This window comes from Natrinema soli (assembly GCF_028618695.1).
The window spans coordinates 1-10,333 of sequence record NZ_JAQIVI010000387.1 but is presented as its reverse complement, the minus strand read 5'-3'; the positions used below and the strand labels follow the sequence as shown (position 1 = coordinate 10,333).

The window sequence follows — 10,333 nt, the reverse complement described above, 5'->3', positions numbered from 1 at the left end:
CGCCGAGGTGGTCGCGAACGCCGTCGACGCGCGCCAAGCCCTTCGCGATCTGCGTCCGGTAGCCGCCGAACTCCTGGCCCAGCGTGACCGGCGTCGCGTCCTGCAAGTGGGTTCGCCCCGTCTTGACCACGTCGTCGAACGCTTCTTCCTTCTCCTCGAGCGCCTCGCGGAGGGTGTCGAGCGCCGGGATGACGTCTTTCTCGACGGCCTCGAGGGAGGCGACGTGCATCGCGGTCGGAATGACGTCGTTGCTCGACTGGCCGTAGTTGACGTGGTCGTTGGGGTGGACGACGCGGTCGCCGATCTCGCTGCCCATGAGTTCGGCGGCGCGGTTGGCGATGACCTCGTTCGCGTTCATGTTCGAGGAGGTCCCGGAGCCGGTCTGGAAGATGTCGACCGGGAACTGGTCGTCGTGTTCGCCGGCGATGACCTCGTCGGCGGCCTCGATGATCGCCTCGGCGACGTCGTCGTCGATCAGGCCGAGATCGCGGTTGGCCTGTGCGGCGGCCTTCTTGACGACACCGAGCCCGCGGACGAATCGTCGACTGAACGTGATCCCCGAGATGGGGAAGTTCTGAATCGCGCGCTGGGTCTGTGCGCCCCAGTAGGCGTCCGCGGGCACCTGCATTTCGCCGAGACTGTCGCGTTCGACTCTGTAATCCTCGCTCATGTGCGGTGCGTTGACGGCCGGGTGCGTAAAATCCACCGGTCTGATTCTGGGTCCCGACGCAGGCCCGCGTAACCGTACTGACGTGCACCGTGCCGATATTCCAGTGGGCATCCGGCCAACTCCTATCAAATTAAACCATTCACTCAGAACATAATTAATTTTGAAAACTATTAAGTAGGACCCATACAATCTATCATGTGTGATTCGCAGTGACTGACGCTAACAAGGTACCACGGAGAACGGTGCTGAAAGGGGCAGGTGCAGCGGGGCTCGCTGGTCTCGCAGGATGTACAGGCGGTGGCAGCGATACACTCGAGGTCCTCCACGGATGGACCGGCGGCGACGGGAAAGAGGCCGCTGACGCGCTCTTCGAGGCGTTCGAGGACGAGCACTCGGACGTCGACTACGACGAGAATCCGATCGGTGGCGGTGGAAACACGACGCTCGACCAGACGGTTTCCAACCGTCTCCAGGGCGGCGATACGCCGAGTTCGTTCGCCGGCTGGCCCGGTGCGAACTTAGAGCAGTACGGGGACGCCGTCGGCGACATCGAGTCGGAGGTCTGGGACGAGGCCGACCTGAAGGAGGCCCACGTCGAGGAAGCGGTCGAACTCTGCCAGAACAACGGCGGTTTCTCGGCGGTCCCGCTCGGTTCCCATCGCCTGAACGATCTCTTCTACAACGTCGGGGTCCTCGAGAGCGCCGGCGTCGATCCGAGTTCGATCGACAGCGCCGACGCACTGATCAACGCGCTGGACGCCGTGGAGTCGGAGACCGACGCGACGCCGTTCGCGTTCTCGCTCGCGACGTGGTGTATCCTCCAGACGTGGGCGCAGACGATGCTCGGCGAACACGGCTACGAGGCCTACATGAACTTCATCGAGGGCGACGGCGACGAGGCCGCCGTCCGCGACACGTTCGAGAAACTCGAGCAGATCCTCGGCTACATCAACAACGACGCAACCTCCGTCGACTTCACCGAAGTCAACCGGGACATCATGAGCGGCGACGCCGCGTTCATCCATCAGGGGAACTGGGCCGCCGGCGCGTACATCTCGGGAGACCAGAATATCGAGTACGGCACCGACTGGGACGCGATCCGATACCCCGGGACGGAGGACTACTACACCCTCCACATCGACTCTTTCATCTACCCGAATGATAATCCGACGCCCGACGATACCGCGACCTGGTTGCAGTTCGTCGGGTCCGAAACGGCGCAGGTCGCGTTCAACCAGTACAAGGGATCGATCCCGACGCTGTCGGACGTGTCTACCGACGAGTTCAATGAGTATCTCACGGACACGATCGACGACTTCGACAACGCCTCGGAGAAGCCGCCGACGCTCGCACACGGACTCGCCGTGGACACGAACACCCAGTCCGATCTCGAGGAAGTCCTCAACAACAACTTCGCGGACCCCTACAATGTCGACGGTGCGACGAGCGGGTTCATGGACGCCGTCTAACTCGTTCCAAGACTATGAAACGTTTTTTCGAATTACTGCGTAGCGTCCGGCGTAAGCGACGCGTCAGGACGGACGGGGGGACTGCCGAGGAGCGCTCGACGCTCCGACGCTGGCTCGACAGCGACATCGTGCAGTCGTCGCCGTTCTGGCTGCCGCCGTTCCTGTTGATGGGGTTTTTCGTCTACGCCGCGATCGGCTGGAACCTCCTGCTCTCGCTGACGGAGTACTCGGGATTCGGAGATCCGGACTACAGCAACCTGAGTCTGCAGAACTACTGGGCGATGTTGGACGATCCGGGAATGTGGGCAGCGACGCGGAACACGTTCGTTCTACTCATTGGATTTACGATCATCTGTCTGATCGTCGGTCTCCTGTTAGCGCTGCTGCTCGATCGCGAGATCCGATTCAATAGGTCGTTTCGGACGATCTATCTCCTCCCGTTCGCCCTCTCGTTCATCGTCACGGCCCAGTTCTGGCGGTGGATGTACAACGTGAACAACGGCATCGTCAACCAGTTCATCGGCATCTTCGGCCTCGGGCCCTACAACTGGCTGGGGAGTCCTCGTCTCGTGTTGGGGGCGGTGATCTTCGCGCTCGTCTGGCAGTTCAGCGGGTACACGATGATCATCTACCTCGCCGCGCTCCGATCGATCCCGAACGACCAGTACGAGGCCGCACGAGTCGACGGTGCGAGCACGGTTCGGATGTATTGGCGCGTAATCGTTCCGCAGTTACGGCCGGCGACGGTCAGCGCGTCCGTCGTGTTAGTGCTGTTCGCGCTGAAGGCCTTCGACTTCCTGTACGCGACCTTCGACGGCTACCGACCCCGGCGCGGGGCCGACATCCTGGCGACCAAGATGGTCCGCGAGTCGTTCGGCCGATCCGAGTGGGCGTACGGGTCGTCGATCGCGATCATGTTGTTCGCCGTGTCGCTGGCGGTCATCGCGCCGTATCTGTACAACCAATACAAGCGAGGGAACCTATGAGCGAAAAGACAGTTACCACCGAGGAGGCGACGGCGACGGAGCACGAGACCAGTGGGATTTCGATTAGCCGCGTGGGACTGTACGCGACGCTGATCGGTCTCGTCGGGTTCTACCTGATCCCGATCGAGTCCGGACTCGTGACGTCGATCAAAACGTCGACCGCACTCCAAGAGACCTTCCCGTTCCTTCCGCCCCTCTCTGCGACCGGGATTACGTTCGAGAAGTGGCAGGTCGCGTTCGATTTCCTCGCACCCGGGATGGTCAACAGCATGCTGTTCACCATCCCCTCGACGATCCTGTGTGCGATCCTCGGCAGCATGGCCGCGTACGGACTGACGCTCGTCGACTGGCGCGGTCAGATCGCCGTGCTGGCGCTGTTCATCGCGGGCATTTTCGTCCCGTACCAGGCAGTGATCGTCCCGCTCTTCCAGTTCTGGAGTCAGTACATGCAACTGGGCGCGCGACTCTCGTTCCTGTGGGGCCTCCCGCTGCTCGAGCCACACTACGCGACGATCCTCGAACTGATCATCACGCATACGGCGTACGGGATTCCGATCGTGACGCTGCTGTTCCGCTCGCAGTACAAGACGATGTCCGACGAGATGATCGAGGCCGCGAGGCTCGACGGCGCGTCGGTCTGGCGGGTCTACCGGCGGATCGTTCTGCCGCTGTCGATACCGATGTTCGCGGTCGTGTTCATCTTCCAGTTCACGCAGATCTGGAACGAGTTCCTGTTCTCGCTGACGATCATCGGGAGCATCAACAATCCGGCCGCATCCGCGACCCTTATCCTGTCAGGGCTCGGCCAGTCGCTCGAGGGAACGGACTACCCGCTCCGAATGGCGGGCGCGTTCATCACGGCACTCCCAACGCTGCTCGTCTACGTACTGTTCGCCGACAAGTTCGCGGAAGGGGTACAGACATGACCGACCGACGACTACTGGTACGGAAACGGAGGATCTGACGATGGCAGAAACCCAACTCGACGACGTACGAAAAGTATTCACGGAAAACGACGGCAACGAGATCGTTGCCGTCAACGATGTATCGCTCGACATCGAGGACGGGGAGTTCCTCGTTCTCGTCGGCCCCTCGGGCTGTGGCAAGTCGACGACACTGCGGATGATCGCGGGCCTCGAGACGATTTCGGACGGCGATATTCGCCTCGACGACCGAGTGATCAACGACCTGCCGGCGAAAGAACGGAACATCGCGATGGTGTTCCAGTCCTACGCGCTGTATCCGCACATGACCGTTCGGGAGAACATGGCGTTCGGACTCGAGGAGTCCACCGACCTCCCGGGCGACGAAATCGCCACGCGAGTCGAAGAGACCGCCGAAATGATGGGGATCGATCCCCTGCTGGACCGGAAACCCGAGGAGCTCTCGGGCGGCCAGCAACAGCGGGTCGCGCTCGGTCGCGCGATCGTTCGGGAGCCCGCCGTGTTCCTGATGGACGAGCCGCTGTCGAACCTCGACGCCAAGCTCCGCGCGCAGATGCGGACCGAGCTCCAGCAACTGCAGGAGCAACTCGAGACGACGACGGTCTACGTGACCCACGATCAGACGGAAGCGATGACGATGGGCGACCGAATCGCCATCCTCAACGACGGCGAACTGCAGCAGGTCGGGACGCCGCTCGAGTGCTACCACGAGCCCGCGAACGTGTTCGTCGCGGACTTCATCGGCGAACCGGCGATGAACTTCTTCGACGTGACGCGCCGCGACGCAGATGACGACGGGACCGTCCTCGACGGCGATATCCTCAATTACACCGTCTCTGACGACATTTCGACAGCGATCGGCGATCGAAGCGACCTCGTCCTCGGTGTGCGTCCGGAGGACATCAGTATCGAACGCAGCGAGGGTGAGAATCGGCGAGCGGACGGCCACACCATCCCTGCGACGGTCAGCGTCGTCGAACCGACCGGTGACGAGAATATCGTCTATCTCGAACTCGGTGACGACGGGAACGAGACGGCCATCGCGACGATCGACGGGATGAGTCGGATCGACGCCGGCGAACGCGTGATCGTTCACATTCCCGAGGACGCGATTCACGTCTTCGATGCGAAAACCAACGAGGCACTCCACAACCGCCGCGTCGAGAGCAACGAGCCGCGAGTGCCGAACGTCTGATCGGCGAGGATCGGGACCGGGTCCCACGGTTGTCGGACGGTTCGCAGTGCTGTTTCTTTCTTCCGTCGCGAGTTCCGGTCGACTGCCGTCGCGTGGCTACGACTTCGTGTCACTGCTCGCCGCTCGAGCGTAGCCGACGCCGACGATACGGGCACTCGCGACGAGAAGGTAGGCGGCGGCCGCGGCGGCGATTACCCCCGGCGCGTCGCCGCGACGAATGGACGTGACGGCGAGCCACACCGCGAGAACGACGGCCGAAAACCCGGCGATCCACCGGAGGAAGTACGTCGGGGCGGTCAACACGGGGAGTAACGTGTCGGCCTCGACAGCCGTTCGGAGCCGTCCGGTCGAGACGTTCGCGGCTACCGCGGCCGGGTAGACGTACGTACACGCGACGAAGAAGAACAGCGATGCGGTCGACGAGACGAGCGAAAACAGTCCTGTACCGTTCTCGAGTGCGAGCGCCGCCGGCGTCACGGTCAGCGACCGTGCCAGCAGGATGACCGACGGGACGAGGAACACGATCGACAACGCGAACGCCTCGAGGCCGGGTCGGACGACCGCCCGTATGGACGGCTGCGATCGCTGCTCGGCAACCCCGAGTACGAACGCCGTCGTTCCCAAGAGGACGACGATGCCGAGAAACGAGACGAGTGCGGGGATGAGCGCGACCATCGTCGGCGAGAACGCCGCCGCGTACCGCAACCCGACCGCGATCGCAACGACGCAGACGCTACTTCTGAGCAACGCTGTCCGCCCGAGCACATCACTAACTGGGTACCGAAGCGCATCGGCGATCATGCCTCCCTGCTGCTGGTCCTCGATCGGCCGACCGATGCCCTCTGGATCCATACGGAGCGAGTGGAACGGTCGGGGCAAAAGCGACGTGGTCTGTTGCGGTCAGACACCGCCGAGCGTCGAACCGGATTCCAGACCGCTTGACTCCGCCGGTCAGGTAAAATCCACCGATAGCCCGACGTCGTCTCGAGCACGTTCGCGCAGGGCCACCTGCAGATGCTCTCGACTGGTTTCGTGAACCGCACGCGCGTCCTCGAGGGCGATATCGTCGATCGTCGGCGTTCCCCAGGCGAACGTGCGCGAGCTGGCGGTGTCGACGGCCAGCGACGCCAGTTCGAGCCGGCGCTGGAAGATCGACCGCTGCGTCGAGACCGTCTGAATGCGGTAGTAGGGAATGACGGTCGTCCGGCGCTTCCAGAAGCCGCACCGAATTACGAGATGGTCCTCGCCGACGAAGTAGCCCAGATTGACGTACTTCAGGTGGGCCGCAGGTGGCACTGCGGCGAAGACGACCGCAGCGAGATACCAGCGCTCGAGGTCGGTGACCTGCGCGAGCCCGAACGCCGCGGTAACGACGGCGGCCGCGACGATGGCGTACCGGACGAGATAGCGCCGGCGGGCCAGCGTCGGCGGAGATCGGAATCGAGGGGATTCGATGCCGGTGAGGCTCTCGGCGAACCGGTAGACGCGATCGGTCCCGGCCAGGGGGACGGCCGACTGGCTCCCGGCGCCGCTATCGGGGCCGTAGCCCGCGGTTTCGACCCAGAGGCCGGCGTAGCCGACTAGCCGCTGGAGCGGGTTCTCGGTGACGGTGACCGACTGGACCTTCTCGACGGGGATCGAGCCGCTGTAGCGCTGGATCAGCCCGCGCTCGTAGACGAAGTCGTCCCCGGCCCGCCCGAGGCGGAACCCGTAGTAGTTCGCGACCGTGTAGATCGCGCTCGAGACGTACGTGGCGACCGACCACTGGATGAGGGAGAGTCCGATCAAGACGAGGAGCGGCCCGACGCCGGCTCCGTCGAGTGCCTCCGGACCCCCGAAGGGGCGGGCGATGTCGAGAACGAACGCGGGGATGAGGCCCGAACCGGAATCGGCACCGCCCAGGAAGAACAGCAGTGCGATCGGAAAGACCGCCGCGCCCCACCGGAACGAGGTCAGCGCGTAGAGCAGGAGCTCGCGGAACTCGAGGTCGAACAGGAGGGTCGGTTTCCCCTCGTCTCGAGAGGGCGTTTGCTGTACCCTCTCGCCGACATCGGTAGCCGAATCGTCGCCGTCGGTCGGGGCCGCGCGCTCGTCAGTGTCCGCTTCGGCGTCCGTACCGCCCGTCAGTCGGCGGATTTCGGCACGAAGGCGCTCGGCTTCGCCCTCGCTGACGTAGTTCAGCGTCGCCTCCGTGTCGCCGCCGCCGGCGGTCTCGATCGAGACGACGGCGAGTCCGAGAACGCGTTGGAACACGCTCTGTGAGACGTCGACGTTCTGAATACGGCGGTACGGTATCTCTCGGGACCGGCGGGAGAGAACGCCCGCGGTGACGTCGAAGGTGTCCGGCGTCGCTTCGTAGGCGAACCGATAGTAGTACGCGATCCCGTAGCCGACGCCGGCGACGAGGCCGATCGGGACCAGCACCAACAGCGCGTCGCTGTCGATGCCGAGCAGGCCGGAACCGAGACCCATGAGGAGGACCGGAATCGAGAACCCGGTCAGCCCGCGCTGGAGCGCCAGCGTCACCGCACTGAGCGGATGTAAGCGATTCATGTCAGACGGCGTCCTCGGCCTCGCTCTCGACGGCCAGTTCGCGGAGGGTGTCCTGGAGACTCCGCGCGCGATCGGGGGTCAGCCCCGGGATCCGGACGTCCGCGTTCCGGGAGCCGGCCGTGTAGACCACGACGCTCGAGAGGCCGAGCACCCGCTCGACGGGGCCGAACTGGGTGTCGACGTGCTGGACGCGGACGAAGGGAACGGCCGTCTCGACGAACGTGACGACGCCGCGCTCGAGGTAGAGGGCGTCGTCCTGCAGCTCGAACCGCCAGAGCTGATACAGGCGGACGGCGTAGACGGTTCCCAGGACGAGTCCGATCGCGACGACGCCGGCGATTGCCGCCAGTGGAACGCTGAACTGCCACTGATCGAGGCCGAAGAGGATCCCGCCGAGGACGATCGCGACGATCGCCCCACGGGCGATCCAGAGTAACCTGATGCGGGGGTGGAGGGACTCCATACGTATAACGTGTCAAGACTGGTGGATAAAACTACGGTTCCGACGGACGCTCGAGGAGATAATTAGTCAACAAGATAATCGGTCGACAGTGGTAGCGGTCAGTTCCCGCTGGGGACCGTGAGCACGGGCACGGACGCCGATCGGCGGACTCGTTCGGTGACGCTCGTCGAGGAGAGGTATCGACGGAGGCCGGTTCGAGTCGGTTCGCCCAGCACGATGAGATCGATATCGTTGTGGCTCGCGTAGCGAACGATCTCATCGGCCGGATCGCCGTACCGGAGCCGCTTTGCGACCGAAACGTCGGTTTCGGTGGCCGCGTCGCCGATCGCATCCAGGGCCGCTTCGGCGCTCGCCTCGCGTCTCTCTACGACCACGTCCCACCGGTCGACCGATGCGTTCATTCGAACGACCGACAGCGCGTCGACTCGCGCGTCGTGACGGACCGCTTCCGAGACCGCGACCGAACCGACCGCATCGTCCGTCTCGCCGTTGATCGCGACCAGGACGCGATCGAATTTCCCCCTCTCGTTCGGGAGCGCATCCGCGACGTTCTGGCCACCGGTCGTGGCAGGTTCGTTCGCTCTTCTCGACTTCGATGACATTACCTCACTATACCGGGCAGAGAGCCAAATAATTGTCCAGAAAAGTATGCATAGTGCCTCATGATTTCGTTCCTCGCGTCCGAATACGGACCGTGAATCGGCTTCGCGGCGTGAAACGAGTGCACGATCGCACGAACACGTCGCCGGCGTTTGGCGGCACAGTCCGGATGCAGTCGAACCAGTATCCGACTGTCGGGGTGCGACGGCGACCGCGGTGACGGACGTCCCGCTACTCGGCCTCGAGATCAGCGTACTCCTCGGGGGTGTACGTCGATAGCTCGAGGGCGTGGATGTCGGTCGTCATGTGGTCGCCGAGCGCGTCGTACACTTGCTGGTGTTGCTGGACGAGCGGCAGCCCATCGAAGACGGGGGAGACGACCGTCGCGGCGAGGTGGTCCTCGTCGTGTTCGTCACGCGCGTGGGAGACCGTCGCCTCGCAATCCTCGAGATTCGATTCGATGAGTTCCTCGACGGCAGCTGGATTCATAGTGGGAGAAAAACGCGCTCGAGGCAAAAGCGCCCCGGTCGCGGCCAGTGAGACGTGACGTAGTCCCGTTCGAAGGCGGCGGACTGCTCGCCCGGACTCAGAACGGGGTATCGGGCGGGACGTCGCGACCCGAGGAGCCCTGCTCGGCCAGTCCGTCGAGCCCGGTACTCACGGAGACGTGGTCGATTCCGTCTATTTCGGCCGGGAGACGCTGCTGAATCGCCTGCGTCGTCATCGGACTGACCCCGCAGCCGCTGCACGCGCCGCTGAGGTTGATCGAGACGCGGCGCTCGTCCAGGTCGACGTCGGTGATCGACGAATCGCCGCCGTGCATCTCGATCTGGGGAAAGTTCCGGCGGAGGAACAGCGATACGTCTTCGCGAACGGCGTCCTCGGGGGATTGCTCCGTCTCGGACTCACTCATAGTTGCACCAAGCAACTGGAGAGATATATACTGTCGGGCGAACCGGTTCACGCGCCCCGTCCTCGAGCCGGTACGACTGTCCTCGAGCCGGCCGAACCGAGAGCGCACCGGCCCGCGCGGGCCGAGATGACGGCGACTTTATGTCGACTCGAGACGCCGTCTCCGATATGTCACTGGCAGCCGAGACGCGGCGGGCGGTCGACCGCCACCCGTTCCTCCGGACCGCCCTGCGAGCCGGCGTCGTCAACTACACCGCCGCCGCCCGTTATCTCGATGTCGACGGTGAGATCGACGCCATCGCGACGGCACTCCGTCGGTACGCCGAGGAGTTGCCGGCCTACGAGACCGAGTCGCGAGACGTCCGCGTCCGAATGGAGAGCGGGATCGGGCCGCTCGAGAGCGGGGACGAACGCGGGACCTCGACCGATGGAGACGACGCGCTCGTCACTGTCGGCGGCACGGCTTTCGGTGCCTGCGGCGGCGACCGAACCGCCATCGTCGCGACCGGTGATGTGGACACGGCGGCACTCGCAGCGGTGC

12 protein-coding genes are annotated in these 10,333 nt (G+C 64.1%); 5 read left to right on the top strand and 7 right to left on the bottom strand.

Translation table 11 applies throughout. The annotated features are described in order from the left end of the window. Window positions 1-670, bottom strand: a 670-nt coding sequence (locus tag PGX04_RS21655) for a lyase family protein (RefSeq protein ID WP_273740403.1), incomplete at its 3' end; no start/stop codon positions are given. A gap of 242 nt (window positions 671-912) precedes the next feature. On the opposite strand from PGX04_RS21655, the gene PGX04_RS21650 reads away from it, so the two are divergent. Genes PGX04_RS21650 through PGX04_RS21635 form a run of 4 tightly spaced genes read left to right on the top strand, consistent with a single transcriptional unit; the run spans window position 913 to window position 5,264 of the window. Further along, window positions 913-2,139, top strand: a complete 1,227-nt coding sequence (locus PGX04_RS21650; RefSeq protein WP_273740402.1) for an ABC transporter substrate-binding protein — start codon at window positions 913-915, stop codon at window positions 2,137-2,139. A gap of 14 nt (window positions 2,140-2,153) precedes the next feature. Next, a complete protein-coding gene (locus tag PGX04_RS21645; protein ID WP_273740401.1) occupies window positions 2,154-3,125 on the top strand; it encodes a carbohydrate ABC transporter permease in 972 nt (323 codons plus the stop codon). After that, on the top strand, window positions 3,122-4,051 hold the full coding sequence (locus PGX04_RS21640; protein ID WP_273740400.1) for a carbohydrate ABC transporter permease: 930 nt from the start codon (window positions 3,122-3,124) through the stop codon (window positions 4,049-4,051). Before PGX04_RS21645 ends, PGX04_RS21640 begins: the two co-directional genes overlap by 4 nt. Window positions 4,052-4,091: 40 nt before the next feature. Continuing rightward, window positions 4,092-5,264: an ABC transporter ATP-binding protein gene (locus PGX04_RS21635; RefSeq protein WP_273740399.1), complete on the top strand. Its 1,173-nt coding sequence runs from the start codon at window positions 4,092-4,094 to the stop codon at window positions 5,262-5,264. A gap of 96 nt (window positions 5,265-5,360) precedes the next feature. On the opposite strand, the gene PGX04_RS21630 is transcribed toward PGX04_RS21635, so the two are convergent. The 6 genes from PGX04_RS21630 to PGX04_RS21605 form a co-directional block, all read right to left on the bottom strand. Beyond that, window positions 5,361-6,116: a DUF4013 domain-containing protein gene (locus PGX04_RS21630; protein ID WP_273740398.1), complete on the bottom strand. Its 756-nt coding sequence runs from the start codon at window positions 6,114-6,116 to the stop codon at window positions 5,361-5,363. Between the two features lie 99 nt (window positions 6,117-6,215). Next, a complete protein-coding gene (locus PGX04_RS21625; RefSeq protein WP_273740397.1) occupies window positions 6,216-7,817 on the bottom strand; it encodes a PH domain-containing protein in 1,602 nt (533 codons plus the stop codon). Window position 7,818: 1 nt separating this feature from the next. Beyond that, complete coding sequence (locus PGX04_RS21620) at window positions 7,819-8,280, bottom strand: PH domain-containing protein (RefSeq protein ID WP_273740396.1); 462 nt, start codon at window positions 8,278-8,280, stop codon at window positions 7,819-7,821. Between the two features lie 98 nt (window positions 8,281-8,378). After that, entirely contained in the window at window positions 8,379-8,882 is a 504-nt protein-coding gene (locus PGX04_RS21615; protein ID WP_273740395.1) for a universal stress protein, read from the bottom strand. A 229-nt stretch (window positions 8,883-9,111) separates the two neighbouring features. After that, window positions 9,112-9,369, bottom strand: a complete 258-nt coding sequence (locus PGX04_RS21610) for a BolA family protein (protein WP_098727121.1) — start codon at window positions 9,367-9,369, stop codon at window positions 9,112-9,114. A 97-nt stretch (window positions 9,370-9,466) separates the two neighbouring features. After that, window positions 9,467-9,793: a NifU family protein gene (locus tag PGX04_RS21605; RefSeq protein WP_273740394.1), complete on the bottom strand. Its 327-nt coding sequence runs from the start codon at window positions 9,791-9,793 to the stop codon at window positions 9,467-9,469. A gap of 167 nt (window positions 9,794-9,960) precedes the next feature. Here PGX04_RS21605 and PGX04_RS21600 point away from each other — a divergent pair. Beyond that, the coding region (locus tag PGX04_RS21600; protein ID WP_425498456.1) for a DUF7523 family protein at window positions 9,961-10,333 on the top strand (373 nt) is incomplete at its 3' end.

Coding starts and splice junctions, on each gene's coding strand:
- PGX04_RS21645 (WP_273740401.1), top strand. CDS start 2,154: ATGAAACGTTTTTTCGAATTACTGCGTAGCGTCCGGCGTAAGCGACGC.
- PGX04_RS21640 (WP_273740400.1), top strand. CDS start 3,122: ATGAGCGAAAAGACAGTTACCACCGAGGAGGCGACGGCGACGGAGCAC.
- PGX04_RS21635 (WP_273740399.1), top strand. CDS start 4,092: ATGGCAGAAACCCAACTCGACGACGTACGAAAAGTATTCACGGAAAAC.
- PGX04_RS21630 (WP_273740398.1), bottom strand. CDS start 6,116: ATGGATCCAGAGGGCATCGGTCGGCCGATCGAGGACCAGCAGCAGGGA.
- PGX04_RS21625 (WP_273740397.1), bottom strand. CDS start 7,817: ATGAATCGCTTACATCCGCTCAGTGCGGTGACGCTGGCGCTCCAGCGC.
- PGX04_RS21620 (WP_273740396.1), bottom strand. CDS start 8,280: ATGGAGTCCCTCCACCCCCGCATCAGGTTACTCTGGATCGCCCGTGGG.
- PGX04_RS21615 (WP_273740395.1), bottom strand. CDS start 8,882: ATGTCATCGAAGTCGAGAAGAGCGAACGAACCTGCCACGACCGGTGGC.
- PGX04_RS21610 (WP_098727121.1), bottom strand. CDS start 9,369: ATGAATCCAGCTGCCGTCGAGGAACTCATCGAATCGAATCTCGAGGAT.
- PGX04_RS21605 (WP_273740394.1), bottom strand. CDS start 9,793: ATGAGTGAGTCCGAGACGGAGCAATCCCCCGAGGACGCCGTTCGCGAA.